This is a genomic window from Methylobacter sp. Wu8 (assembly GCF_036440755.1).
Lineage (GTDB): Bacteria > Pseudomonadota > Gammaproteobacteria > Methylococcales > Methylomonadaceae > Methylobacter_A > Methylobacter_A tundripaludum_A.
Genome location: NZ_JAZGVT010000067.1, coordinates 83,058 through 108,527, shown reverse-complemented (window position 1 = coordinate 108,527; position 25,470 = coordinate 83,058). Strand labels below are relative to the sequence as shown.

The window sequence follows — 25,470 nt, the reverse complement described above, 5'->3', positions numbered from 1 at the left end:
CTCTACTTCCTGCATCCATGCAAGTCGTTCGTGTCTTCGTGGTAAAAATAGTTAGGAAAGGAACTTAACCGCACTCGGATGACGGATCAACATCGACCAATGCCCCTTGTTTTTGTTCAGCCAGCCGCGCACTTCGATGGTTTTGCCCAAATAGCCGTTAACATCGGGGAATAAATCCAACCATTTGCTTTCGATGCGCGCCTCAAAGGTATCCCCTTCGGCTGCGCTCAGGACAGGGGAGAATTCCAGGTAAACCGACTTCCGGGTCTTGCGGATATTAGCCACCTTGCCGACCAGACGCGTCCAGCCCGGATGCCCGGCTTCGGTAAGGCTGCCGACCGGTGTTGCGGCATATTCCGGCCGCCCCCAAACACCGATTTTGGCTTGCTCCGCCTTATCTTGAGCCTTAACCAACTCGTTTACATAGCGTAGCTCGGGCGGATAGATGCTGACCGCCGCCAAGCCCGCTTCAATCAGTTGCAGATTAATATGTTCTTTGTTTTCGGTGAACAAATGCGCCAATGTTCTGCCGTACTTATCGGTTTTTTCGACGCCTATTTCAAGGCGTACCCTGGTATTTTTCAGCTTGTCGCTCAGCCAGTGCTTGGCCTCGTCGCCGCCCGCATCGGCAGGCTTATCCCGGTGCTGAACCTCCGGCGTATTGACGCCCAATAAGCGGATTTTACGGCTGTCCTCCAACACCACCGTGTCGCCGTCGTAAACCGTCTTGACCTTGTAAAAATCATAGCCCGGTTTTATATCGACTGTTTTGGCATCGGCAACCGGCCGGTCGGAAAAATGCGTGCTGCCGTTCGCGTCCCTCCATTCGTAGATTTCGGCGTTAGCCCAGCCGGGCAGGCATAATAATAGAACCAGTAAAATTCTCATGAGTCTGTCTGTGTAAATGAGTAAATAGAACACGGATGGCACGGATTTAACTGATAAACACGGAAAAAACCGAGCCTCTCTATAAAAATCACGGCAAAAGAAGAAAGGCGTTTTTTCGCCCTTCGCCCTTCGCCCTTCGCCCTTCGCCCTTCGCCTTTTGCCTTTTGCCTTTTGCCTTTTGCCTTTTTTATCCGTTTAAATCCGCCCAATCCGAGTTCCATTGTTAAATGAACATCACTGCGGAGTATTCAACTCAGCATCAAATTTTTGCATATCCAATTCGTTTTCCCATTTCGCGGCAACCACGGTGGCGACGCCGTTGCCGATAAGATTGGTCAAGGCGCGGGCTTCGGACATGAAGCGGTCTATCCCCAAAATCAGCGCAAGTCCCGCAACAGGAATAGTCGGAATAACCGAGAGCGTTGCCGCCAGGGTGATGAAGCCGCTGCCGGTCACGCCTGCCGCGCCTTTCGAGGTCAGCAGCAACACGCCGAGCAAGGTCAGCTCCTGCGTCATGGTCAATGGGGTGTTAGTGGCCTGGGCGACAAAAACAGCGGCCATCGCCAGATAAATCGAGGTGCCGTCGAGGTTGAACGAGTAACCGGTCGGAATGACCAGGCCGACTACGGACTTGGAACATCCCAACCTTTCCAGTTTGGCCATGATGCGCGGCAACACCGATTCCGACGACGACGTGCCTAACACAATCAACAGCTCGTCCTTGATATAAGCGATGAATTTGATGATGCTGAAACCTGCGAATCGTGCGATCGACCCGAGTACGATAAAGATAAACAACAGACAGGTCAGATAAAAACTGCCCATTAAACTCGCCAGCGGCACCAGAGACGCCACACCGTACTTGCCGATGGTAAACGCCATCGCGCCGAAAGCGCCGATCGGGGCCAGCTTCATAATGGTTTCGACAATGCCGAACAAGGCCTGTGAAACCTTGTTGATGAACGCCACCACTTCCGCCCCCGTCTCCTTCATCGCGGCCAGAGAAAAGCCGAACAGCAGTGAAAACAGCAAAACCTGCAATATGTCGCCTTTGGCAAACGCATCGATTACGCTGGCAGGAATAATGTTGAGCAGGAAATCGACCGTATTCTGCGTTTTCGCGGCGGCGGTATAAGCGGTGAGGCCAGTGGCATCCAGCGCGCTTGCATCGACATTCATGCCCGCGCCGGGTTTAATGGCATGCACGACAACCAGTCCGATGAGCAACGCCAGCGTACTGACGACTTCAAAATACAGCAGCGCCTTAATGCCGACGCGGCCTACCTTATCCAAGACCTGCATACCGGCAATGCCGGTTACCACGGTGCAGAAAATAATCGGCGCGATGATCATCTTAATCAGCTTGATGAAGCCGTCGCCGAGAGGCTTCATCGCAACACCGGTTTCAGGGTAGAAATGACCAAGCAGAATGCCGATAAAAATAGCGGTCAGGACTTGAAAATACAGATGCTGATAAAGCTTTTTAGGTGCATAAGCAATTTGCACGGATAACCTTCCGATGGGTAAAAATACAGTTTCAAATAAAGAAAGGCTGATTGTATTCGATATTGCATCTGTAAATGAAACGGCGCCTTTATTTAGCATCGACAGGCAGCCTTGATAGCCGACGGTAGGCAATAGAGCTATCAAAACCCACTGATAAACCATCAAAAACCGACTTGATTTTTTGCCATAACACCCCCATTCTCGATATACCCGACTCTCCGGCGCGAGAGTGTTTCTGTCAAATTGCAAATTAGCTCTCTTTTAGAGGATAATATACGGCTACGCATAAGCTTTACTATGCTTTTGATTGCCCCCGTAACACGCCATACGCTCGATATAGAGCCGCTGTGCAAGCTTTGGAATACGCTATGAAAAAGACCATGTACGAAAAAATCTGGGACAGCCACCTTGTCGTTGACGAGGCCGGGCAAGCTCCTTTGCTTTATGTTGACCGGCATTTGATGCATGAAGTCACCAGTCCACAGGCCTTTGAAGGCCTGCGTTTGTCAGGTCGCAAGGTGCGCAATCCGCACAGCATTCTGGCTACGATGGATCACTGCGTACCGACCAAAAATCGCGACCTGCCGATTGCCGACCCGATTGCTAAAAAGCAGATCGAAACCATGGCCGAAAACTGCCTCGAAAACGGCCTGAACCTGTACGACATGAAAAACCCGAACAACGGCGTAATTCATGTCGTGGTGCCTGAGCACGGTTTCGTCCACCCCGGCATGGTCGTGGTCTGCGGCGACAGCCATACCGCAACGCATGGCGCGTTCGGCGCACTGGCTTTCGGCATCGGCACGTCCGAGGTTGAGCATGTAATGGCGACTCAAACCCTGCCGCAGAAAAAATCCAAAACCATGCAGGTCGTGGTCAACGGCGCGTTATCCAAATACGCGTCTGCGAAAGACATTGCGCTGGCGATTACCGGCAAAATAGGCACGGCAGGCGGCACCGGTTATGTCATCGAATATACCGGCTCGGCGATCAGGGAACTGTCGATGGAAGGCCGGATGACGCTGTGCAACATGGCGATTGAAGCCGGAGCCAGAGCCGGATTGGTCGCACCGGACGAAAAAACTTACGAATATCTTAAAGGCCGCGAGTTTGCGCCATCCGGTCAATACTGGGATCAGGCGCTGGCTTACTGGAAGAGCCTGCCCAGCGATGAAGGCGCGGTATTCGATGCTGTCGTCACGCTGGATGCAGCCGATATTGCCCCTCAAGTATCATGGGGAACGTCGCCTGAACAAGTGGCCGGCGTCGATAGCGTTGTGCCTGCCCCCGAAAGCTTTGCCGACGAAACAAAACGCAAAGCCTGCGAGGGCGCGCTGGCCTATATGGGCTTAAAACCGAACACCAAAATAACCGACATTGCGATAGATTATGTTTTTATCGGCTCATGCACCAACGGCCGTATCGAAGATTTTCGGATCGCCGCCGAAGTGGCAAAAGGCACCAAAGTAGCGGGCGGCGTCACCGCGATTGCAGTCCCCGGTTCCTATCACGTCAAGCAACAGGCCGAAGCCGAAGGCTTGGATAAAATCTTTATCGATGCCGGTTGGCAATGGCGCGAGCCCGGATGTTCGATGTGTCTGGCGATGAATGGCGATGAATTGACTCCAGGCCAACGTTGCGCTTCGACTTCAAACCGCAATTTTGAAGGCCGCCAAGGTAAAGGCGGACGGACGCACTTGGTTTCGCCTGCAATGGCGGCGGCCGCAGCGGCGGCAGGCCATTTTGTCGATATTCGCAAACTATAAGATCGGAAAGAATTATGGAACCGTACAAAAAACATGAAAGCATCGCGGCATTGATGAACCGCAGCAACGTCGATACCGACCAGATTATCCCCAAGCAGTTCCTGAAAAAAGTGGAACGCAGCGGTTTTGGTCAGCATCTTTTTCACGACTGGCGCTTTAACGACGACGGCAGCGACAACCCGGAATTCGAGCTGAACAAGCCTGCATTCAAGGGCGCTAAAGTCCTGGTGGTCGGCGACAACTTCGGCTGCGGCTCATCGCGCGAACACGCGCCTTGGGCGATTGCCGATTATGGTTTTAACACCATCATTTCCACCAGCTATGCCGATATTTTCTACAACAACTGTTTTAAAAACGGCATCCTGGCGATCAAAGTCGATAAAGCTCAGCTGGATAAATTGATGGCCGAGATTGCGGCCAACGAAGGCGTTCGTTTTGTCGTCGATCTTGAAAACCAGCAAGTCACCACGCCAGGCGGCAACAGCTTCAGCTTTGAGATCGACCCGTTCCGCAAAGGCAACCTGCTTAGCGGACTGGATGACATCGGCTTGACCTTAAAACATGTCGACAAGATCACGCAGTATGAACAGCAGCACAAGCAAAACTTTCCTTGGCTTTGGGTTTAAGCAGCGCAAAGCCCTCTCCAGCGGGATACCTACAAGGATGTAGGTAGTAGAGCAATGCAGGAGCAATTGCCGAGAGGGTTGGGTGAGGGGAACCAAAATAAGCTTTTTATCCCCTCATCCCAACCTTCTCCCTGAAGGAGAGAGCGTATCTTCTAAAATCAGCAGCATTGGGCATGGAAGCCGGAGCAAACCGGCCCATGCAGTTGTAACCCAACAGAAACTTTAATCAATCCGCTTACATTGAGAGCACAGGCGACAACCATGTCCACCGATTCAAGACATATCCAGCTGATGGACACCACCTTGCGTGATGGCGAGCAAACTCAAGGCGTTTCCTTTACGCCGGTGGAAAAAGTCAGTATTGCCAAAGCCCTGTTGCAATCTCTGCGGGTTGACCGGATTGAAGTCGCCTCCGCCCGCGTCTCCCAGGGTGAAAAAGAAGCGGTCACCAGCATTAACGAGTGGGCGAAACAGGAAGGCTTTGCCGGACGCGTTGAAGTCCTGGGTTTTGTCGATCACACGCGCAGCGTCGACTGGATACTGGAAACCGGCGGCGACGTAATCAACCTGCTGATCAAAGGCAGCGAAAAGCATTGCCGCGTACAATTGGGCAAAACACTCGCCGAACATACCGCAGATGTCTTGCAAACCGTCAACTACGCGCTGGAAAAGGGCCTGAAAGTCAACGTCTATCTTGAAGACTGGTCTAACGGCTATCGAGACGACCGGGATTATGTTTACGGTTTGATGGACAACCTGCAAAACGCGGGCATCAATCATTTCATGCTGCCCGATACCCTCGGCGTGTTGTCGCCTGCCGAAGTGTTCTCAAGCTTCAGCGATATGTGCAGCCGCTACCCGAAGCTGCAATTCGATTTTCATCCGCACAACGATTACGGCCTGGCGACCGCCAACGTGATGGAAGCGGTTCGCGCCGGCGTCAACGCGATACACTGCACTGTTAACTGCCTCGGCGAGCGCGCGGGCAATGCCTCAATGGCCGAAGTGGCCGTGGTGTTGCGCGATAAAATGAACATGCAGCTGTCCATCGATGAAAGCCATATCGTCCGCATCAGCTCTATGGTCGAAAACTTTTCCGGCAAACGCATCGCCGCCAATGCGCCGATCGTCGGGGCCGATGTTTTCACCCAAACCGCAGGCATCCATGCCGACGGCGATCAAAAAGGCGGACTGTACAAAACCAAATTGGGCCCGGAACGTTTCTCCCGCACCCGTAGCTACGCCTTGGGCAAGATGAGCGGCAAAGCGTCGCTGAAAAAGAATCTGGAAATGCTGGAACTCGACCTGTCGGAAGAGAACCAGAAAAAAGTGCTGGCCCGGATCGTCAGCCTCGGCGATTCAAAAGAGACCATCACCACCGACGACCTGCCCTTTATCATTGCCGACGTGTTGGAGAGCAAGAGTTACCAGCATATCAAACTGCTGAACTGCTCGATCACCAGCGGTTTGGATTTGGAATCGACTGCCAGCCTGCGAGTCAAAGTGATGGGCGCGACGCACATTGCATCCGGTTCCGGCAACGGCGGCTTTGACGCATTCGTCGACGCCATCAACAAAGTCATGCAGCAACACAACTACACCCTGCCCGCACTGGCCGACTTTGAAATACGGATACCCAGAGGCGGACATACCAGCGCCTTAACCGAATGCGTCATCACTTGGAATTGCGGCGACGAACTGCGCAAAACCCGCGCCGTGCATTCCAACCAGGTTTTTGCTGCGGTATTGGCCGCGCTTAAAATCATCAACATGCAGCTGCACGAACTGGGTTTTAGTCAGACCTGAAAATCATTGTCTCGAGATGCATGCAGAGCAATACAGAAGCCTAAGCACGCTATGAATGATATTAACCCGTATAAAAACGACGTTATTTGCCACTGTAGCGGAACCACTAAACAGCAAATTAAGGAACTTGTTAATAAGGGAGTCGACGATCTGGACAGAATATCCAGAATGACCGGCGCATGCTCAGGCTGCGGCGCTTGCGATGCTTCAATATTGGAATTGCTGGCCGGGAATAGAACCGATTGAGGTGCTTGCCACCCTTTCATTCATCGTTCCCTCCTGTATGGGAACGCAATTAATAACGCGCCAGCGTCACGGTTAGCAATTGCCGGAGCATTGCCGAATGAGTTCCGTCGGAACGACGCCAAACCCAGGTGCTTGATCAGGCGGCATGCTCCTTAAGCCACTCCTTCAGCGCTTCATTCATCCGCGATTGCCAGCCGCGACCTGTAGCTCGAAATGCGTCCAGCACATCGCGGTCAAAACGCACCGTAGTAGATACCTTGGTGGGCGACTGTTGCTTACCCCGTCTTTTTAAGCCTCGTAGCGTGGTTTGTAACGATTCAGGCAAGGCGGAAAACGGCACGGCGTTTTTAAAATCTTCTTCGGTAAGCTCACGTACTTCGCCGTCCGCGTCAGTTAAGGGTAATTGGTTTGTCATATTTACGCGCCTCTCTACTGTTGGCCTTGCGAAAGCTCACGACGCGGATGCCGTCAGGAATTTGCACGAAGCAAAGAAAATGCAATCCGTCCAGATAACCGATAGCGATTTGGCGCTGTTCGCCATAATCCTGCCGCTCGTCATCAGGAAGGTTGCCGACAAAAAATCAAACGCCGCCGCGTGTTCAAAGCTCAAACTGCGTTCCATGATGTTCTTAGCGTTTTTGGCCGGGTCAAAGTCAATTCGCATTATTTTATTGTAGTAACAAAAAATATTTAAACCTGTCATTGTGTGCCATGGACTAAAATAACCCTCACTATGGTAAACAAAGCCCTAACTGGCAATATTTATCGCACTCTTGATACGGGCAATGACATCTGAGAATTTTTCACCTGGAATTGCAGGCTCCAAATAAGGCTCAATCGACTTGAACTCTCTATGCACAGCACGACGAGCAATAATTCTTTTTCTGTGTTGCCAAAGGGCAAGTTTTTCTGTCTGATCAAATCCCTCACGAACACAGCTACCGAGTGTTTCTAGTCCTATTGGCAGATCAACAACTTCAATATTATCCTTGTACATCGATTGAAAAACTTGTGCAGGTAGACCGAAAATATACGCAAGATCTGGAACAAGTCGTAGTACAAATTCACGGGCATTTTCACATTTTCCGATACGCTCCATTCTAGTTCCATAGCTGAGTTCAAGATCAGCAAGACTATCACCAGTCATCCAACAATTCAGCAATCGAGCTAAATGCGGTAGTGCATATTTTCCACGGGCTTCGTCACCATACAGCTCTTTATATTCCCTACCAAAAAGACCTTCAAGATTTTCATTTCGTAACAACAGGGTGATTAACTTTGGTCGTTTATTCAACCAATCGAGTAACCAATTACGCCAATCAAGCATAAGTGCATCATTGTCCAATGGCTGTTCGGCAAATTCTTTGCCAAGATCGCGAATAATGCTAACAGGTACGCCAGCACTGGCAGCAAGATGATCAGCCCATGTCATAACACTCAATGTTTCTGGATCGTTATTTCTAGCGGCAATTGCCGACGCAATTCGCGTTCCAACCCATTCTTGATCTCCCTTCTGTCTCGCCCTATATGCTGCAAATGATCTACCAAGAAGCTCACGGGCAGGTGCATCAGTGTCATCCTCTTTCGATGATTCTCCTATGGGTAGTCGTCTTACGAGATATGAGGCCATTGGGGACAGGTTTGTCGCTGCAATATGGATGTGGTCGAGTAATGATTCAATTGGATCGTCAATCTTCAGACATTGATCGCTCTGAGTGAAGATGGCTTTTAATTCGGCCCAGTGACGATGGATTCTGTTTGCCTTATCGTCAAAATCAATAACCTTGCTAGGTACAACAAGTACAAACCCATATGAACCTTCACCGGCTCTTCCTGCTCGGCCAGCAGCATTCAAAAGTTCAAAAGCCTCAAGCTGCTCCATTTGATTTGTGCCTGGATCGAAGCGACTATCTCCGGCAATGATGACAACCTCGCTGGGAAGATTCATACCCTGTGCAAGGGTCGATGTTGCGACCATCACATTGATTCCATCAGTTCTTTTATACAAGGATTCGTGCAAATGACGTTCAACTGGAAGAAGAAGACCATGATGACATACACACGACGATAGTAATTTACCATTAACATTGACTTCAATATAAAGATGATCCGAGCCACCAGTTTCATCCATAGCTATATCGTATAGTCGCTTTTCTTCCTCTATTAGTACACACTGGGATACTAAGCTACTGTTAAGATTCTTCGTTGCGCTGTTAGCTAATGGAATGGTTTGAGTAAAAACAAGTGTCTTTATGCTTTGCTTAGCAGTAGCTTCTGCTATGGCGGATGCGACTTGATTACCATTCGGTGTCAAATACCAATTCCGATCTCTGGTTGTTCCAGTAGCCAACACAACCGGATCTTGGAGTAAAGGGAGCAGAGCGTAGTCGTCAAGTTCTTGAGTTTTCCATGTTTGATGAAGGCAAAAAAATCCAAATGGCCGAACGGTCAATTCACTCTGTAACCGAGCGGGTATATTTATATTGCTCACTTGTGTACGGACTTCCCGGAGACGGCTATTAAGTACACGTATCCTGTCCGAATTGTAAACAACACATCCACGAACTTGGCGGGTGGGTTTCCATGACAAAACCAATGGCAAACAGGGACGATTTGTTAGACTTTGCACCCAGCCAGCAATTTCCTCCGTATTTTTCATCATCGCCGAAAGAAAGAGAATATCTGCCTCTTGCGCAATACTTGTGAGGTTCAGAACACAAAGCATAGAATCTATTGCACGTTGACTGCGATCTATGTCGCGAGGATGTAGTAAATGGCATTCATCGAAAATAATGAGTCCTAAATCGGTAAAAATCTCACGATTGAAACAAAGCATGGCTAAGCAATGTTCGGGGGTCATGACTGAGATGTTCGGCAACTCATCATCTTTAAAATCGAACAGATTGTCATTTAACTGGTCTTTCCGAACTTTAGCCTTTGGGAAAGTTTTAGCGAGTGCTTTGGTTGTCTGATCAACTAAAGCAAGTGTTGGTGCTAAGAAAACAATTTTTAAACCGCGCAGAAGTGTTGCAGCGATTTTCAATTCGGCCAATGTTGATTTACCTGCGCCTGTCGGAAAACTAATTACAGAGGATGTTCCTGGATTTAAATATCCATCACTGATAGCCTTGCGATGATTCCGCCATAAATAGGGCCTGTATTCTGCAATTTCTTGCATAATACTTAACCAAGGTTCGCCATCAATTCCATCAGGAGGAGGTATGTTCACCAAAGCTGAAGATGATAAATCTTGAGCAACTGACGAGAGCAACGACGCAAGATGCAGGGGGCCTGGATACAGGCTGTATTGAACATTTTCTTTGTTATTTAATCCCATATCTAAAGGTTCGATACAAAGACTTTTGACATGGTCAAATAAAGCTTTCGGCTCTTTTTCTATAAAATTATTTTCGTCAATATTCTCACCTAGCATATTCGTCGCAAGTAAACGTATACCCTGTAACAAAAGATAATAGAGCGTACGAACTGCCTGAGAGCAAAGGTCGGTATTAAGGAATTGGTCGGGGGATGGCACATCCATTTCTAGCACTGCTCGCAAACGCCCCTTGGCTAAATTGCATATTGCAGTCAGTAGAGCTGCTTCGACAGTATCATCTGTCTGTACAATAATGGATTTTGACATTTCGGCAGCATCGGCATTGGCTTCTGCAATCATGAACAATAATGTAGCTGACACTTCTGGTGAGATTGCCTGATAGCCAAGATAGCTTGGACGCGACGCTGGTCGAATCTTCTCAGTAAGTAAACTAACATAGTGCGCTGTACCACCTACAAATGCTGCCGCTGCTCGATTTTCCCGTTCAGCTAAAACGGAAACAAACGCCTCTTGAGTAAAAGCGAGCCGCCTCATCTCACTATTAATTTTGACGATGTCCGTTGAGTACTTATTTTCATCGGCCGATTCCCGTAACTGGATGCGGGCGGAAACTATAGTCGTATAGGCTTTGGTAAGAAGTTGAGGCAATTCAGCTAAGCTCAAACCATCCAATGCGGGTGCGCCAGAAATTAGATCAACAGTTTCAGAGTCAAACATTTGTTGCCACCTTGTTCTGGATTGAAATTATCGCCTTTTGTGCCAAACTCTCCATCCAATCACGAAGGTTATTGATATGGAATGTTTCTCCTCTTCTTTTTTCGGCTATCCCAGTGATAGTCGTATCATAGTTTTTAAAAAGACGCTGGCGACCAGCATCGTTACTATGTGTGTCGCCGACAGTGATGCTGATTCGATAATGACGAATATCCTTCCAAAGGATAGTCTCGATTGCCGCATCAGGGTCAATGTCATGCCGAGTTTGCAAAATTGCGGTAATTCCAGCAGTAAGCTCGTTCTCACGCTCACCTGATTCGAACATCGAGAATTCAGGCCAAACTTTTTCATGTATGGTCTTACGAGGATCTTCGACTGCCTTATCCTCAAAAATGATTGCAGCAACAACATTTTTAGCGTTATCTAGTTGCAGTTGGAGTCCGTCGAACCCCTTATCGGCGGCAATCATTTGCGGTCCTCGAATTACTCCGTTTGGTGTGCCTTTGTTAGCCGCAATCCAAGACATGGCTTGAAACATCCAGCCATCGCGATGCCATGGATCTTTTCCGCTATCAACAGTTAGTAGTTTTATTGCACCCTTAGCGGCGTTTTCGGTTGGTGCCCGTGGGACAAAATTCGCATCAACCAATATTTTTTGAACATGCAACGACTGCCCAAGGGCGATATATGCTATCTGTTCTGCGAGATGATCTTCATCATTAATAGTCCAAGTGTAACCGTAACAAAGCGGCTTATGATCAAATGGCGTTAATTTTATTGGCATCTATTTCCTTCAAATTATCTGTTTATTGTTCCACATGAAATCGATAGGGGTCGGTTCCACTTGATTCTGTAAACTTTCCGACTGTTCGCTTTTGCGGCAAGTTGATATTGGCGTTGTGAGTTGATTGGCGGATTGCTAACGCGACACCGTCCTGCCGAAAACCAGTTTCTTGGGCACTATCAACATCAAATATCAGATTAATATATCAAAACAGATTGAGAGCATATCCCTACAAATCACAGATTGTTACTGCATTTTGTTGCGTTTCAATGGACAATAAAAAACCCGCTAAGCCTTACGGCTTGCGGGTTTCTATTTGGTTTAATAATTTGGTGGAGGCGGCGGGAATTGAACCCGCGTCCGCAAGTACTCCGCCACAAGGTCTACATGCTTATCCCGCACTTTTGATTTAGCTAGTGACTACCCGTCGGGCCAAGAAAATCACCAGCGATTCCGTAAGGTTTTAGCGCCGCCACACCGGACAGATTTTGGCGCGATCTTATGTAGATGACCTCTGAGCGCCTTTCATACCTAAAAGGTACTAAAAACTCCACCCGCATAAGCACAGATGGTCAGAGGAATGGTGCTGGTTTTAAGCAGCTAAAGCCATTGAGTAGTTTTCGTCATTTGCGAATACTTTAGTTTCAGTAGATTTTACGAGGTGTACTGTCCTCGGCATGCGCTTAAGGTTTCGCTACCCACGTCGAAGCCATGTCGCCCCCCGTGATGTGTATAATATACGAATTGTATAAAAATTGTACAATTATTTTTTTAGCCCGGTATTTATAAGGGTTCCAGGGGGCTTTACCGTTCATCCTCCGCCAGGGCTCTCCTGAGCGCAGCTGAAGGGCTCAGGACGGCAAAGCCTTGACTGTCGTTTCTGTACGTCAAAATCCTTATTTTTTAATTTTCCTCGGCAATCGCTCCTGCATTGCTCTACCTCCTGCATCCATGCAGTCGTCTCCTAGCCCTCTCCAACAGGAGAGAGGGAATAAAAGCATCGTGTTAATCAATCAGCATCCTAGCCAAGGGACTGTTGCTGTCTATTGGTAGCTGCCGGTCAGCGGCTCCGCACTGCTCGATAATCCCGTCAAGCCGGCTGATCTGCTCGACATGCTGAGCACAGATGTTTTCTATCACCAGCAGCACACCGCCATCGATCATGGTAAGCGCATTGTTTAACCCTTTGTTTAGTCCTCTTAAGGCGCTTTTTTCCAGCGACGGCTTTAATTTTTTCAGGATGAAAAAAGGTGTCAGCCAAGTAATGGCGATTAACAAGCCGCTATGTATCGCAAAGTCCACGCCCAAATAAGCTACGTCGGTCATGTTGCTGGTGTAGTAGCCGATAAAAACCTGATAGCCGACCCAACAAATGGCGGCAAGCGGCAGGACGATTTCACATAGGCGCATGAACTTTAAAAAGCCGCGATGCAAGGCATTGCCGGGATTCGCCAAGGCCTGCCTGGCGGCCAGTTCGCTTTGAGCCTGGACGATTTTGGGCACTTTTTCCCGTAATGCGGACAGCTGTTTCTTAAGCGGACTCACCGGTACGCCCAACTGGTCCGCATTGATCACGAATTCATCCAGCGCGTCGTCGAAACGGGCTTCGGCCCACTCGTCCCATAAGTTGAGTTTAGCACCAGTCGCTACATATTTAGCAGCCGACGGATTGCCTAATAAATCAGCAGCATGGTCGGCATAGTGCCGCGCTAATTGCTGGATAGGCCATGCAAAACCCTGTTGCAATACTTGGGCTGAGCGTCGCCATTGATCCTGCCACAGCGTCGGTAATTGTTGAAACGCCGATGCGGAACCCAGTAGCCACCCGGTGTTTTCCAGGTTTTTCTTTAACTCGTCTTTCCTGGCCTGCGAACTTCGTTGCTCCAGTTGCGCAACGACATGCTCGGTCGCCAACGAGCTGATAGTCGATTCCAACGCGCCGAACTCGTCGACTTGCAGGCCTTCGGCGCAAGCGGTCTTGAAGATAATCGGCTCGGCAAAACCCGCTTTATGCAGTTGCCGCTTGAAATCTTCATACTGTTCTGTCAGGCCTCTGTCCCACTGATTCAGCACAAACAGCCAGGCATGCCTGCCGCCCTCTGCAAGCAGCAAGCGCCAAGCTTTTTCGTCGCGATAGCGTTCGGGGCTGACCACGTAGATCAGCACATCGATATGCGGCAGCCATTCCAGCACTTGGTGTTTGTTGCTTTGCTCGGTGCTGTCGAAGTCGGGCATGTCGATCCAGATCACATGTTTCCTGGCCTCATTGTCATGCTCGGCGGTTTTGATTTGGGCCAGCGGCAGTTGCTCGGGCAAATGCTTGATCGCAACGCTATGGTGATGATAAAGAGTGACTTCCCGCGAAGTGGGCCGCTCGACTCCGGCTCTGGCGATGGCTTTGCCTGCCAGGCGATTCAGCAATGAACTCTTGCCGACGCCGGTGCCGCCCATGAAAGCGACTATCAGCGGCCTGGAACCGTCATGATCAAACAATGTATCGGGCGTTCTCGCATCGACATCACTTAACTGCCGGGCAGTGTCGGCATTGATCCAGCCTGCCGCCGACGCCTGTTCGGTCCAGCGTTTTGTCGTTTGTACCAAACTAGAGTAATCGTAAGCCATGTCGCTTTTCTGTCAGTTGTAGCTCTGCCGCATGCAGCTGGTCAGGGGAGATATTAAAATGAGTATTCATCGATAAGTGCTCGGGCAGCTGCAACAGTTTAAGGCGCAGGCTCCCGGCAAATAACGCCTGTTTGACGGTATCGAATTGGTTCTGCTTTAATTCGGCTTCCACTTTGTGCATATAGCTGCCGACCGCACTTTCAGCCAGCAGCGAGGTCACTGTCAGCATCGCCGGGGCGACAACCAGGTCATGCAGGCCGATGCCGCCCATTTGCAAGGTCAGCGCGATAACGGCGGCATCGGCGGTGGCACGGGTTGCGCGTAAACTATTGAGCACCACCGGCTGTTCTTGCAGCTTGTAATACAAACGATGCGCGGCGCTTTCCACATCCTGCTGGAAAGACAGGTGATAATCTTTAGCCGCCAGCCCGAAATCCTGTAACACGTCCTGCCGCCGGCTGCGCAGCACACTGTTGATCTGCCGCCACCACTGGCTTTGTTCGGTCTTGTCGATCAGCTTGTCGGACAATTGAATCAGCGTATGTTCGGCTATTTGATTTAACAAAACTATTTCGTAGCTGCTGTCTGAAATATGCAGACTCTTACGGCCTAACTTCATGAACTGCCTGACCGGCCAAGTCAAGACCTTGCGGGTGCCGGCCAAAACGCGTTCTAATCCGGGTATTTCCATTAAGTGCAGCAGTTCGGTCATCGCAAGCTGAAAGGTTTCATAATGATGCGGATGATTCAGGTAATCGCGCTGGTAACTTTCCATCGCCTGCCCTATCATCAGGTCGACTAATTCTGCCCACTCGTTTAATACCCGATGTTCGGCAAACACAGGTTCCAGCCAAGTTTGCCAGTGCCTTCTCAATAACGCCTGCTCAAAACGCGCGTGCTTGTCGCGCCTTACTTTATTCGCCAGTTGGTTAAGCAACTGACGCCTGGACTCGGGCCATACCGGCAGCCCGCCCGGCTTTTGGTAGTACAGCGGAACGACCTCGGGAAATTCATCGGTTCTGGCATGCCGCCATTTTTCCTTTAAGGACTCGATAATGACCGATTCCGACCCTTCAACCAGCTTGTTCAGGCAAATGATCGTCGGCTGATGCAGTTCTTCAACAGCGGCCATGATGTCCCAAACCGACTGATCGGCGTATTTTTCCTTGCTGACCACCAGGATCACCATATCCGCCAGCGCAATCGCCCTGATAACGCCTTCCCGGTAGGTAGCCGAGTCTATCGAGTCGAAATCGGGCGTATCCCATAAAACGCCATGCGGCAAAAGTCCTGAATCGGTGGTGTTTTCGCTTAGCGAATAGCAATCGTGCCGGTCTTTGCTGAGCTGGGTTTGCGGCAACTGCTGGAAGCGGCCGAAATAACGTTGCAGGCCGTTGCAGTCTTCAATACTGACGCCGTTGCAAAAACCCTGAGGATGAATAGTGTAACCCGCCAACGGACTGACGCCGGCGGCGCTGCTGTTTAACAGCACGTTGGCCAGCGAACTTTTTCCGGCCTGCGTGGGTCCCACCACGGCCATTTGTAACAACGGCTGCTGCGACGCAGCAATCAGCTGGCCCTTACGGATAAAGGCTTCAGCCAGAATAAGCTGATCAATCCGTTGTTGATAGCTTGTTTTGACAGAGTCACCGCCCAGTTGAGCCGAAACCGCCTGGTAACGTTGTTTTAATAATTGGATAAATTCCAGCATGAAAAGCCAGCTCAGGATTATAATGACCTGCTATTTTACTTCGTTTGACAAACCAGCGTTATATAATAAACATCGCAAACCATGTAAATAGCATGACATGCGTCCCTACTTAAACTTGAGGTTATCTTTATGAAGAAATTACCTATTCTTCTGCTCATTCTCTGCTGCACTTCTTTAATCGCATGTAGCAAGGGCTCACAAATTAATGGCCATACTACCCGCACCGCTTTTAAATCAGTAAAGGCGCTAAAAAACCGCTTATCGCCCGATGCTCGCATTGAGTTTGAAGTGTCTTTCTGGATGCTTCGCGATTCCATTAAAAGTGAAAAAGAATTTCTTAATACTGTTGACGGTAAAAAACCTGAAGAGATCATTGCAATGGGCAAAGAACTTTATCAGCAACGGAAAAACAGCGGTTTTGCAGGCTACGAGAAATACACAAGCTGGGATGATATGATCGCCAAATTCGGCAAGGAAAGAATTGACCAGGATAACCGTAAAGGCCCAAAAGAAGACCCTAAAGACAAAGCCAACGACGTTTTGTACAAGCTCTAAGCCTTACCGGCCAGGCAAGGCTTTTTGTTCGGTTAATACTGCAACAAATTGACTTGCCTCAGTGATGGTCTGCTCCATTGCATGGATCAGCTGGGAAATATCGATGCCTATCTCAATAAATTCATGTCTTAATGCCGCGATAGCCTGGGCATTAAGGTTGTGCTTCAAATACAACACCTGATCCTTGAATGCCGCCAGCACCGGCTGAATTTTTGCTTCCGCCTTTTGCATGGACTTGATAAGCCGGGCGTAATTTTGTCTGGCTAACTTTAATTGCTGCTTGCTGTGTGAGCGTAAGTTACGGTTCGTGTATTCATTCAGTTCGCTTTCCCATTCTTTAAACAGCGCCTCGCTGACCTGTTCGATCGCCCTGATTCTGTTGCTGACCGCTTCGGATTTAGCACAGCAAAACTGATACTGTCTGTTCAGCAGGTTATATTTATGGTCCAGCGCCGTCTCATTGACGCAAACCAGGGTCTTAAACCGCTCCAGCGCATCTTCAAACTCATTTTTGGTTTCCCGCAAACCCACGCAGGCCTGCTCGACATGAGCAACCACTATATCGCGCTTATGTTCGCCAATCGATTCCCTGGCGCTGTAATAGACGTTGCGGATTTTTTTTGAGAGGAAGCCTCTGATTAAATTTAACAATATTTTTACCAAATCGTTGGATGCCGATGTATTTTGATCGGCTATTAAAACCTTGATGTATTTACTTGAGTTTTATCACTTGAAATCTTTTTATTCACCACGAAGGACGCGAAGTTTATTTCTTCGCGTCCTTCGTGTCTTCGTGGTGATATTTTTTACAACTTAACATTGCACTTTTTCCACGACTCCCGCGGGAATACCGTTACTCGGCTAACTATTCGCGCCGCCAACTGGTTGTGCCGTCGGGCGAATCTTCCAGAATCACCCCCTGCTCTTTCAGGTCGTTACGGATTTTATCGGCCAAAGCCCAGTCTTTGGCTTTTTTGGCATCCAGACGCGCCTGGATTTGCTGTTCGAGTTGTTCTTCAGAGATACCGTTTCCTACTATTAATTCTGGGGAATCAACATGGGACGTACTCAAAAGGTTATCCATAATAAGCGTAATATTACGTTTCAACCAATTACCAGGCTTATGCTGCAATATCCCCAGCAAACCTCCTAAATATTTCAGGTTGGCTGCCAACGTTTCGACTTTTTCTTTATCACCTGCTTTTTTGGCTTTATTCAGTTCTTTGGCTAAATCGAATAACACTGAACGCGCGACCGGCGTATTAAAGTCATCATCCATCGCCTGCTCAAAACGTACTTTATAATTATCCAGTACAATAAAATTTTCAGGAATTTCATCGTCCGGCAAAGCTTTGTCCAAAGCAATGTAAAATCGATCCAAAGCCACTTTTGCGTCATTCAATTGGTCATCGGAATAATTAAGCGGGCTACGGTAATGACTGGACAGGATAAAAAAACGTATTATTTCTCCTGCGCCATCTCCATAGCGATCTCGATAGCATTTCAACACCTCACGCACGGTAAAAAAATTGCCCAACGACTTGGACATTTTCTCGTCATCAATGCGGACAAAGCCGTTGTGCATCCACAGGTTCACAAACTTCTCGCCGGTCGCGCCTTCCGATTGGGCGATCTCGTTTTCATGATGCGGAAACTGCAAATCCATGCCGCCGCCGTGTATATCGAAATGATTGCCAAGACAACAGGTGGACATCGCCGAACACTCGATATGCCAGCCGGGACGCCCCAAGCCCCAAGGGGATTCCCAGGCCGGCTCGTTGGGCTTGGCCATTTTCCACAGCACAAAGTCCATCGGATTGCGCTTGGCCAGATCGACATCGACCCGCTCGCCGGCCTGCAAATCATCCAGGTTCTTGCCCGATAACCGGCCGTAATCCTTAAACTTAGTCACCGCATAAAACACATCGCCGTTCGTGCCGACATAAGCCAGTCCTTTATCCACTAGGGTTTTAATCATCGCCTTAATAACGTCGATAGAGTCCGTTGCCTTCGGTTCTCGGGTGGGTGGCTCAACAGCCAACGCTCGTTCGTCCTCATGCATCGCGTCTATAAAGCGCTCGGTCAGCTTATGATAGTCCTCGCCGTTTTCGATCGCGCGCTGAATGATCTTGTCGTCAATATCGGTAATGTTGCGCACATAGTTCAATTCATAACCCTGATAGCGAAGGTAACGAGCAACCGTATCGAACACGACCATGACCCGTGCATGACCGATATGGCAATAATCGTAAACCGTCATGCCGCAGACATACATGCCGACTTTGCCCGCTACGCGCGGCTGAAACAGTTCTTTTTTTCGGGTCAGGGTGTTATATATTTTCAACATGTTATTAAATTATTCAATTAGGCAAAATTTTCCATTGCCGATAAGTCGGGACCGGTTAAACAAAACGGTACAATCTACCAAGCGTATGCTTCTCTTTCAAGACAAAAACACTTAGAATTTGCTCTTTGCATCACTCTACAAGGAAATCCATGCGTACCTTCATTTTCTCCATGATGCTGCTTTTAACCACATCACTCTCATTTGCAACGGAAAACAAAATGTCAGATACACCATCAAAAGTTAAATTAACCACCTCTCTGGGTGAAATCATTATCCAGCTGAATCCTGAAAAAGCGCCTATTTCATCGGCAAATTTCCTGACTTATGTTAACGAAGGCTTTTACAGCAACACTATTTTCCATCGCATAATTCCCGGATTTATGGCGCAAGGCGGCGGTTTTGATACTGACTTTAACCAAAAAGCGGTTCATGATCCTATCAAAAACGAAGCCGATAACGGCTTGCCGAACAAGCGCGGCTCCATAGCAATGGCGCGCACCAATGTTCCCGATTCCGCAACCGCCCAGTTCTTTATCAACTATAAAGACAACTCGTTCCTGAATCATACCAACCCAACACCCAGTGGCTGGGGCTACGCGGTATTCGGCGAAGTCATTGAAGGCATGGATGTTGTCGATGAAATGGCAAAACAACCCACAGGCAACCGTGGCGGACATCAAGACGTACCCAAAACCGACATCATTGTCGAAAAAGCTGAAGTTATAAAATAGACGAAAGGCGCAAGGCTAAAGGCGAAAGGTGCCGACACACCCCCCGTCTTTAGCCCTTTGCCCTTTGCCCTTTGCCCTTTGCCCTTTTGCCCTTTTGCCCTTTTGCCTCTCACTCGCCTTTGAATCAAGAAATCCTATTCATCTCAGACCTGCATATTTCCCTGGAAAAGCCTGAAATCACCCGCCGGTTTCTTTCATTCCTTAGCGATAGAGCGCCCAAAGCAGCCGCGGTTTATATATTGGGCGATCTTTTCGATGCCTGGATAGGCGACGACGACTTTACTCCACCCAACAACACGATCCGAAAACAGCTTAAACAGCTGACCGATTCAGGCACTCAGGTTTATTTACAGCAAGGCAACCGCGATTTCCTGCTAGGTAAGCGGTTTGCCGAGGATACCGGCGTCATACTTCTCGATGAGTACGCCGTGATCGATTTGCATGGCACGCCGACGCTGTTAACTCACGGCGATTTATTGTGTACCGATGACCGGCCTTATCAGGCATTCCGCGCCAAATCCCATACCCTGGAATGGCAACAATCCGTGTTGTCAAAGCCCTTGTTTTTACGGCTGCTGGCGGCACGCTGGTATCGTGTCCGCAGTTATTTCCACAAACGCCGGAAGTCCCAAGACATTATGGATGTCAATCAGGACACGGTGATCAACGTTATGCGCAAGCGACGCTGCCTGCGCTTGATTCATGGGCATACGCACCGTCCCGCTATCCATGACTTTGAAATAGACGGACAACCCGCACAGCGCTTTGTTCTTTCCGCATGGAGCAAGCATGCGGCCGAAGTATTATGCTGGAACAGCAACGGCTACCACATCGAAGCCATTTAACCTGTCTATTTGTTTTACATAGATAAAAGTCAAAAATAAATTCAGCGACTTTAATTCGAGCACTATTACAAATACAATCTTTGTAGAACCTCCTCTTCCTCCTCGGCGACAATTAAATCAATGACGTGTCGCTCAACCGCATCTGTAACGAAATATCCTGAAAATCTAAAGCCCTCGTAGCGGCTGCACGGATGCAGGAGCAATGACCGGCCACCCTGTGTTTTATCAAAACGTTACAGAAAATCACTCCGCATCGACGCCTATAAAAGTTGACTTTTGGGGCAAAATCATTAAATTTAGGCCCCTAGAGTGAAAATTTCCTGTATCCATGGAACATGAAAAACACCCTAAAAACTAATATTAGTCCTAAAAAACACAATCACTATTCTGTCAAATTAACAGAATACCAGGAGAAATATAATATGAAGAAGCCTTTGAAAAGTTGGCTGCTTGCTTCCAGTGTGGCTGCTATTCTAGCCGCGCCAGCAGTTTCAACTGCTAACAGCGAAGTTGAAAAACTGACCCAAAACCCAGCCAACTGGGCAACTTGGGGTGGTGATTACGCAGGTACTCGTTACAGCAAGCTAAGCGAAATCAATACCAGCAATGTGAAAAATCTGCAACCAGCCTGGTCTTTTTCTACAGGCGTCTTGCGTGGCCACGAAGGCGGCCCCTTGGTTGTTAACGATGTTCTTTACATTCATACACCTTTCCCTAACACTGTTTACGCAATTGATCAAAAAACTCAATCCGTAATCTGGGAATTCACGCCGACTCAAGATGCTGACGTAACTATTCCTGTTATGTGCTGCGACACTGTCAACCGTGGTTTGGCTTATGGCGACGGCAAAATCTTCCTGCAACAATCCGATACCGTTTTAACTGCACTGGACGCTAAAACCGGTAAACGCGTATGGAGCGTACAAAACGGCGACCCTAAACTGGGCATGACCAACACACAGGCTCCGTTAGTTGTTAAAGATACTGTTTTAACCGGTATTTCCGGTGGTGAATTTGGTGTTCGCGGTTTCTTGGCGGCATACAACATCAATACCGGCGCGCTGGTCTGGAAAGGCCACAGCATGGGTCCTGATAAAGACACACTGATTGATCCCAAGAAGACAACCACCTGGAAAGACGGCAAAGTCACTCCGGTTGGCGAAAACTCAAGCACTAGCACTTGGCAAGGCGACCAATGGAAAATCGGCGGCGGCACGACATGGGGCTGGTACAGCTATGATCCTAAATTGAACCTGATTTACTACGGATCAGGCAACCCATCTACATGGAACCCGGTTCAACGTCCTGGCGACAACAAATGGTCCATGTCATTATGGGCTCGTGACGCCGACACCGGTGCGGTTAAATGGGTTTACCAAATGACTCCACACGATGAGTGGGACTTTGACGGTATCAACGAAACCGTTCTGGTTGACCAAGAAGTTAAAGGCAAAATGCACAAAACTATCGTGCATTTCGACCGTAACGGTTTTGGCTACACGTTAGATCGTGAAACCGGCGAACTGCTTGTTGCTGAAAAATTCGACAAATCAGTTAACTGGGCAACTCATGTCGACATGAACACCGGCCGTCCACAAGTTGTATCTAAATACAGTACTGAGCAAAACGGCGAAGACGTTAACACACAAGGCGTTTGCCCTGCTGCGTTAGGAAGTAAAAACCAACAACCGGTTTCTTACTCTCCACAAACCGGCTTGTTCTATATCTCAGGCAACCACTTGTGCATGGACTACGAACCATTCGAAGTATCATACACAGCGGGTCAACCCTACGTTGGCGCTACTTTGACTATGATGCCTGCCGGCGCGGACGTTATGACCGGCAAACCAGACGGCACAACCAACCTGGGCCAGTTCACAGCTTATGACGCCAAAACCGGTAAAATCGCTTGGTCTAACAAAGAACAATTCTCTGTTTGGTCAGGTTCTGTTGCAACTGCCGGCGGCGTAGTATTCTACGGTACTCTGGAAGGCTACCTGAAAGCGGTTGACGCTAAAACAGGTAAAGAACTCTATCGGTTCAAAACACCTTCCGGCATCATCGGCAACGTTAATACTTGGGAATATAACGGCAAGCAATATGTTGGCGTTCTTTCAGGTATCGGCGGCTGGGCTGGCATCGGTATCGCTGCCGGCCTTGACAGCGGTGAAGCAAGTTCAAACTCCGAAGGTTTGGGCGCTGTGGGCGCTTACAGAAGCTTAAGCTCTTTCACTAAACTGGGCGGTACATTAACTGTATTTACATTACCCAGCAACTAAATCGATCTGATTTTTAGATTGTGAATTAAAAGCCCCGGTTGATTTATCAACCGGGGCTTTTTTTTGCCTCTTTATCCAGTAAACTATGACCCCTTACTGTTTGATTCACACAAGGAGATCTTAATGAGGACCTTACCTCAACATACAGCATACTTCGCCATCTTGTTTCTAGCCGCAATCAGCTTTTCCGCCACAGCAGAAGAAAAATTCAAAGTCTGCGCCGACCCTTTGAATCCGCCCTATTCCACAAAAAACAAAGACGGCTTTGAAAACAAAATCGCCGAACTGTTTGCCAAAGAACTGGGACAGACCGTTGAATACACATGGTTGCCGCAACGCATCGGCTTTATCCGCAACACGTTAAATGCGCCGTTAAAAGACACCGATGTGGACAGCAATGAATATAAATGTGACGTCATTATGGGCGTTCCGGCAGGTTACGAGCTTACCTTGACAACCTCTCCGTACTACCAGTCGACTTATGTGCTGTTAATCGCCAAAGGACGCGGCTGGGATGATATTATCGATGCCGCCCAATTAGCCGATCTGCCGCTAAAAAGACAGGAGGCATTAAAAATTGCGATGTTTGACCGCGGCCCCGGCACAACCTGGATGCAAAAAAACGGTCTGCTCGATGTGGGCATCCCTTATCAATCGATGTCGGGCGACGGCGAAAATAATGTCGCCATGCAGATAGAAAAGGATCTTAAAGCGAAGAAGATTGATATGGTTATTCTGTGGGGACCTATGGCGGGCTATGTCGTTGCGCAAAGCCCTAAAAACAGTTACTCAATGATCCCGATGAAATCAACACCGGACATGAAATTCGAATTTGCGATGGCGATGGGCGTTCGCAATGGCGATAAAGCAAGAAAAGAGGCTCTTGACAAGCTGATAGCGGATAAAGCGGATAAGATTCGGGCCATCATGGCAGGTTACAACTTTCCGTTGCTACCGCTCCCTAAACAGGCTGTTCGCAAAGACGACGATTGACCCCAATTAATCTATATTCAAGGGCGGCCCGGCCGGCCGCCCTACGAAAACCTTATTTACGATTAAACAAGCCAACCAGATACGCAAATCTGACCGCCCGTTCATGTGACAACTGATCCCACTGAAAACGCCACTTCCAATTACCCACAGTTGTACCTGGAGTATTCATACGATGCTCAGACCCCAATTCCAGAATATCCTGCATCGGAATGACCGCAAGGTTTGCAACCGATGCCAATGCGGCATGAATTAACGCACAATGCAGCGGCATAGCGGGCCTGCCGAGGTAATCGTAAATGTGGTTCCTAGCATCATCGCTAATACCCTGCAGCCAGCCTAACGTTGTGTCATTATCATGAGTACCGGTGTAAACAACGCAGTTTTTCTCATAATTGTCCGGCAAATAAGGGTTATCAGGGCCGTCGCCAAATGCGAACTGCAAGATCTTCATGCCCGGCAAACCAAACTCATCCCTTAACGCCTCAACTTCGGGTGTAATAATACCCAAATCCTCGGCAACCAACGGAATCGACCCATGCTCGGCTTTTATTGCATTTAATAACGCCTGGCCCGGCGCATTAACCCAAACGCCATTAATTGCGGTATCTTCATTGGCGGGTATTTCCCAGGCGGCTTCAAGTCCCCGGAAATGATCGATCCGAATAATATCAAACAACTCAAGCTGGGTTTCCATCCTTTCGACCCACCAATGAAATCCGGTGTTCTCCAGATGGTCCCAGTTATAGTGCGGGTTCCCCCAGCGCTGCCCTGTTTCAGAAAAATAATCGGGCGGCACACCGGCCACAACAGACATCTCACCTGATTTATCGAGCTTAAAAACCTCACGATGCGCCCAGACATCGGCACTGTCATAAGACACAAAAATAGGAATATCGCCGAATAAAAAAACACCATGCCGGTTGGCGTAGACTTTTAATTCCAGCCATTGCCGGAAGAACACATATTGCTCAAATTTAATACATTCAATTTGTGTTTTTAGCCGGCGACGCGCTTCTTTTATGGCTTTTGCATCTCTTTCCTTGAAATGCTCCGGCCACTGGTTCCAGCATTGCTGGTTAAATTCAACTCTAAGCGCCAGAAACAACGCGAAATCATCGAGCCAGAACGCCTTGTCCCGGCAAAAAAGTTCAAAGTCCTCCTTATCCCGCTGTTCGGCGCTTTCCAGGTATCCATAATAAGCTTTTGTTACCAGACACCTTGTGGCGCAATTGCCGGCACATTCTTCGCATTTCTCGGTGCGGTGCAGCCACCCCCGCTTGACCAGCCACTCAATATTGATTAATGCAGGATTCCCGGCGTGGGCGGACAGGCATTGGTAGGGCGAACCATCCGCATGGGTCATGCCTAAAGGCAAAACTTGCCATACGCTCACCCCCGAATCATGCAGAAACTTTACAAAATGGTAAGCTTCCTGCCCCAAATCACCCTGACGGCCCGCACCCGGCAACGATGTAATATGCAAAAGAATGCCGGCGCGGCGTTTATTTAAGACGTCATTCACTCTTAATGATCTCTTGTTTGTGGTAACTATTCAGCAAATGCTAACTTTATGGGAACGCGGCTAACACTGCGCGGCAGACTCGGCCGGATTGCCAAAAGCCAAATCCATTATGCCCTTTACAACAGGCTTTAATAACTTTACCTGTTATAGCTTTCATACAACTTTCAATTTTAATCAGCCAAATATGTTAGC

At 48.7% G+C, this 25,470-nt stretch carries 21 protein-coding genes and 1 other RNA gene; 9 read left to right on the top strand and 13 right to left on the bottom strand.

The genetic code is table 11. The annotated features are described in order from the left end of the window. Positions 1–51 precede the first annotated feature (51 nt). Together V3O24_RS12080 and V3O24_RS12075 are read right to left on the bottom strand one after the other, a co-directional pair. Positions 52–888, bottom strand: coding sequence for a thermonuclease family protein (locus V3O24_RS12080; RefSeq protein WP_331307396.1), 837 nt, complete (start codon positions 886–888; stop codon positions 52–54). Positions 889–1,122: 234 nt separating this feature from the next. Next, positions 1,123–2,394, bottom strand: coding sequence for a dicarboxylate/amino acid:cation symporter (locus V3O24_RS12075; RefSeq protein WP_104423744.1), 1,272 nt, complete (start codon positions 2,392–2,394; stop codon positions 1,123–1,125). 368 nt (positions 2,395–2,762) lie between these two features. On the opposite strand from V3O24_RS12075, the gene leuC reads away from it, so the two are divergent. From leuC to V3O24_RS12055, 4 genes are all read left to right on the top strand, one after another. Next, positions 2,763–4,160, top strand: a complete 1,398-nt coding sequence (gene leuC / locus V3O24_RS12070) for a 3-isopropylmalate dehydratase large subunit (RefSeq protein WP_104423632.1) — start codon at positions 2,763–2,765, stop codon at positions 4,158–4,160. A gap of 14 nt (positions 4,161–4,174) precedes the next feature. After that, positions 4,175–4,786, top strand: coding sequence for a 3-isopropylmalate dehydratase small subunit (gene leuD / locus V3O24_RS12065; protein WP_331307395.1), 612 nt, complete (start codon positions 4,175–4,177; stop codon positions 4,784–4,786). Positions 4,787–5,047: 261 nt separating this feature from the next. Then, complete coding sequence (locus tag V3O24_RS12060; protein ID WP_104423634.1) at positions 5,048–6,592, top strand: alpha-isopropylmalate synthase regulatory domain-containing protein; 1,545 nt, start codon at positions 5,048–5,050, stop codon at positions 6,590–6,592. Positions 6,593–6,643: 51 nt separating this feature from the next. Beyond that, the gene (locus tag V3O24_RS12055) at positions 6,644–6,838 is read left to right on the top strand and encodes a (2Fe-2S)-binding protein (RefSeq protein ID WP_104423635.1); all 195 of its coding nucleotides are present in this window, start codon (positions 6,644–6,646) and stop codon (positions 6,836–6,838) included. Positions 6,839–6,974: 136 nt separating this feature from the next. Here V3O24_RS12055 and V3O24_RS12050 read toward each other — a convergent pair whose 3' ends face one another. From V3O24_RS12050 to V3O24_RS12015, 8 genes are all read right to left on the bottom strand, one after another. Further along, positions 6,975–7,253, bottom strand: coding sequence for a BrnA antitoxin family protein (locus V3O24_RS12050; protein ID WP_331307394.1), 279 nt, complete (start codon positions 7,251–7,253; stop codon positions 6,975–6,977). Then, a complete protein-coding gene (locus V3O24_RS12045; protein WP_331307393.1) occupies positions 7,228–7,338 on the bottom strand; it encodes a hypothetical protein in 111 nt (36 codons plus the stop codon). The genes V3O24_RS12050 and V3O24_RS12045 overlap by 26 nt, the downstream gene beginning before the upstream one ends. Beyond that, positions 7,290–7,502 carry a hypothetical protein gene (locus V3O24_RS12040; RefSeq protein WP_331307411.1) on the bottom strand — a complete coding sequence of 71 codons (213 nt, stop codon included), beginning with the start codon at positions 7,500–7,502 and terminating at the stop codon, positions 7,290–7,292. Before V3O24_RS12040 ends, V3O24_RS12045 begins: the two co-directional genes overlap by 49 nt. Positions 7,503–7,586: 84 nt before the next feature. Continuing rightward, the gene (locus V3O24_RS12035) at positions 7,587–10,892 is read right to left on the bottom strand and encodes a DEAD/DEAH box helicase (RefSeq protein ID WP_331307392.1); all 3,306 of its coding nucleotides are present in this window, start codon (positions 10,890–10,892) and stop codon (positions 7,587–7,589) included. Next, positions 10,885–11,673 carry a hypothetical protein gene (locus V3O24_RS12030; protein WP_331307391.1) on the bottom strand — a complete coding sequence of 263 codons (789 nt, stop codon included), beginning with the start codon at positions 11,671–11,673 and terminating at the stop codon, positions 10,885–10,887. The genes V3O24_RS12035 and V3O24_RS12030 overlap by 8 nt, the downstream gene beginning before the upstream one ends. A gap of 330 nt (positions 11,674–12,003) precedes the next feature. Beyond that, positions 12,004–12,395, bottom strand: a transfer-messenger RNA (tmRNA) gene (gene ssrA, locus V3O24_RS12025). Positions 12,396–12,678: 283 nt separating this feature from the next. Next, positions 12,679–14,295 carry a GTPase gene (locus tag V3O24_RS12020; RefSeq protein ID WP_331307390.1) on the bottom strand — a complete coding sequence of 539 codons (1,617 nt, stop codon included), beginning with the start codon at positions 14,293–14,295 and terminating at the stop codon, positions 12,679–12,681. Next, positions 14,276–16,006 carry a GTPase gene (locus V3O24_RS12015; RefSeq protein WP_331307389.1) on the bottom strand — a complete coding sequence of 577 codons (1,731 nt, stop codon included), beginning with the start codon at positions 16,004–16,006 and terminating at the stop codon, positions 14,276–14,278. Before V3O24_RS12015 ends, V3O24_RS12020 begins: the two co-directional genes overlap by 20 nt. Before the next feature lie 129 nt (positions 16,007–16,135). On the opposite strand from V3O24_RS12015, the gene V3O24_RS12010 reads away from it, so the two are divergent. Continuing rightward, positions 16,136–16,561, top strand: a complete 426-nt coding sequence (locus V3O24_RS12010; protein WP_104423641.1) for a hypothetical protein — start codon at positions 16,136–16,138, stop codon at positions 16,559–16,561. Positions 16,562–16,564: 3 nt separating this feature from the next. Here V3O24_RS12010 and V3O24_RS12005 read toward each other — a convergent pair whose 3' ends face one another. Beyond that, positions 16,565–17,212: a DUF2959 domain-containing protein gene (locus V3O24_RS12005; protein ID WP_331307388.1), complete on the bottom strand. Its 648-nt coding sequence runs from the start codon at positions 17,210–17,212 to the stop codon at positions 16,565–16,567. A gap of 214 nt (positions 17,213–17,426) precedes the next feature. After that, complete coding sequence (cysS, locus tag V3O24_RS12000) at positions 17,427–18,908, bottom strand: cysteine--tRNA ligase (protein WP_331307387.1); 1,482 nt, start codon at positions 18,906–18,908, stop codon at positions 17,427–17,429. Between the two features lie 218 nt (positions 18,909–19,126). On the opposite strand from cysS, the gene V3O24_RS11995 reads away from it, so the two are divergent. The 4 genes from V3O24_RS11995 to V3O24_RS11980 all read left to right on the top strand — a co-directional run bounded on the left by V3O24_RS11995 (position 19,127) and on the right by V3O24_RS11980 (position 23,756). Next, a complete protein-coding gene (locus V3O24_RS11995) occupies positions 19,127–19,639 on the top strand; it encodes a peptidylprolyl isomerase (protein WP_331307386.1) in 513 nt (170 codons plus the stop codon). Between the two features lie 119 nt (positions 19,640–19,758). Then, positions 19,759–20,484 carry a UDP-2,3-diacylglucosamine diphosphatase gene (locus V3O24_RS11990; RefSeq protein WP_331307385.1) on the top strand — a complete coding sequence of 242 codons (726 nt, stop codon included), beginning with the start codon at positions 19,759–19,761 and terminating at the stop codon, positions 20,482–20,484. A gap of 422 nt (positions 20,485–20,906) precedes the next feature. Further along, positions 20,907–22,763 carry a methanol/ethanol family PQQ-dependent dehydrogenase gene (locus V3O24_RS11985; RefSeq protein WP_104423646.1) on the top strand — a complete coding sequence of 619 codons (1,857 nt, stop codon included), beginning with the start codon at positions 20,907–20,909 and terminating at the stop codon, positions 22,761–22,763. A 123-nt stretch (positions 22,764–22,886) separates the two neighbouring features. Further along, positions 22,887–23,756: a quinoprotein dehydrogenase-associated putative ABC transporter substrate-binding protein gene (locus V3O24_RS11980; protein ID WP_104423647.1), complete on the top strand. Its 870-nt coding sequence runs from the start codon at positions 22,887–22,889 to the stop codon at positions 23,754–23,756. A gap of 52 nt (positions 23,757–23,808) precedes the next feature. Here V3O24_RS11980 and malQ read toward each other — a convergent pair whose 3' ends face one another. After that, entirely contained in the window at positions 23,809–25,308 is a 1,500-nt protein-coding gene (gene malQ, locus V3O24_RS11975) for a 4-alpha-glucanotransferase (RefSeq protein WP_308472014.1), read from the bottom strand. Positions 25,309–25,470 lie beyond the last annotated feature (162 nt).

What these genes read in the sequence shown, in the direction of transcription:
- V3O24_RS12080 (WP_331307396.1), bottom strand. Translation starts at nt 888, where the DNA reads ATGAGAATTTTACTGGTTCTATTATTATGCCTGCCCGGCTGGGCTAAC.
- leuC (WP_104423632.1), top strand. Translation starts at nt 2,763, where the DNA reads ATGAAAAAGACCATGTACGAAAAAATCTGGGACAGCCACCTTGTCGTT.
- leuD (WP_331307395.1), top strand. Translation starts at nt 4,175, where the DNA reads ATGGAACCGTACAAAAAACATGAAAGCATCGCGGCATTGATGAACCGC.
- V3O24_RS12060 (WP_104423634.1), top strand. Translation starts at nt 5,048, where the DNA reads ATGTCCACCGATTCAAGACATATCCAGCTGATGGACACCACCTTGCGT.
- V3O24_RS12055 (WP_104423635.1), top strand. Translation starts at nt 6,644, where the DNA reads ATGAATGATATTAACCCGTATAAAAACGACGTTATTTGCCACTGTAGC.
- V3O24_RS12050 (WP_331307394.1), bottom strand. Translation starts at nt 7,253, where the DNA reads ATGACAAACCAATTACCCTTAACTGACGCGGACGGCGAAGTACGTGAG.
- V3O24_RS12040 (WP_331307411.1), bottom strand. Translation starts at nt 7,502, where the DNA reads ATGCGAATTGACTTTGACCCGGCCAAAAACGCTAAGAACATCATGGAA.
- V3O24_RS12035 (WP_331307392.1), bottom strand. Translation starts at nt 10,892, where the DNA reads ATGTTTGACTCTGAAACTGTTGATCTAATTTCTGGCGCACCCGCATTG.
- V3O24_RS12030 (WP_331307391.1), bottom strand. Translation starts at nt 11,673, where the DNA reads ATGCCAATAAAATTAACGCCATTTGATCATAAGCCGCTTTGTTACGGT.
- V3O24_RS12020 (WP_331307390.1), bottom strand. Translation starts at nt 14,295, where the DNA reads ATGGCTTACGATTACTCTAGTTTGGTACAAACGACAAAACGCTGGACC.
- V3O24_RS12015 (WP_331307389.1), bottom strand. Translation starts at nt 16,006, where the DNA reads ATGCTGGAATTTATCCAATTATTAAAACAACGTTACCAGGCGGTTTCG.
- V3O24_RS12010 (WP_104423641.1), top strand. Translation starts at nt 16,136, where the DNA reads ATGAAGAAATTACCTATTCTTCTGCTCATTCTCTGCTGCACTTCTTTA.
- cysS (WP_331307387.1), bottom strand. Translation starts at nt 18,908, where the DNA reads ATGTTGAAAATATATAACACCCTGACCCGAAAAAAAGAACTGTTTCAG.
- V3O24_RS11995 (WP_331307386.1), top strand. Translation starts at nt 19,127, where the DNA reads ATGTCAGATACACCATCAAAAGTTAAATTAACCACCTCTCTGGGTGAA.
- V3O24_RS11985 (WP_104423646.1), top strand. Translation starts at nt 20,907, where the DNA reads ATGAAGAAGCCTTTGAAAAGTTGGCTGCTTGCTTCCAGTGTGGCTGCT.
- V3O24_RS11980 (WP_104423647.1), top strand. Translation starts at nt 22,887, where the DNA reads ATGAGGACCTTACCTCAACATACAGCATACTTCGCCATCTTGTTTCTA.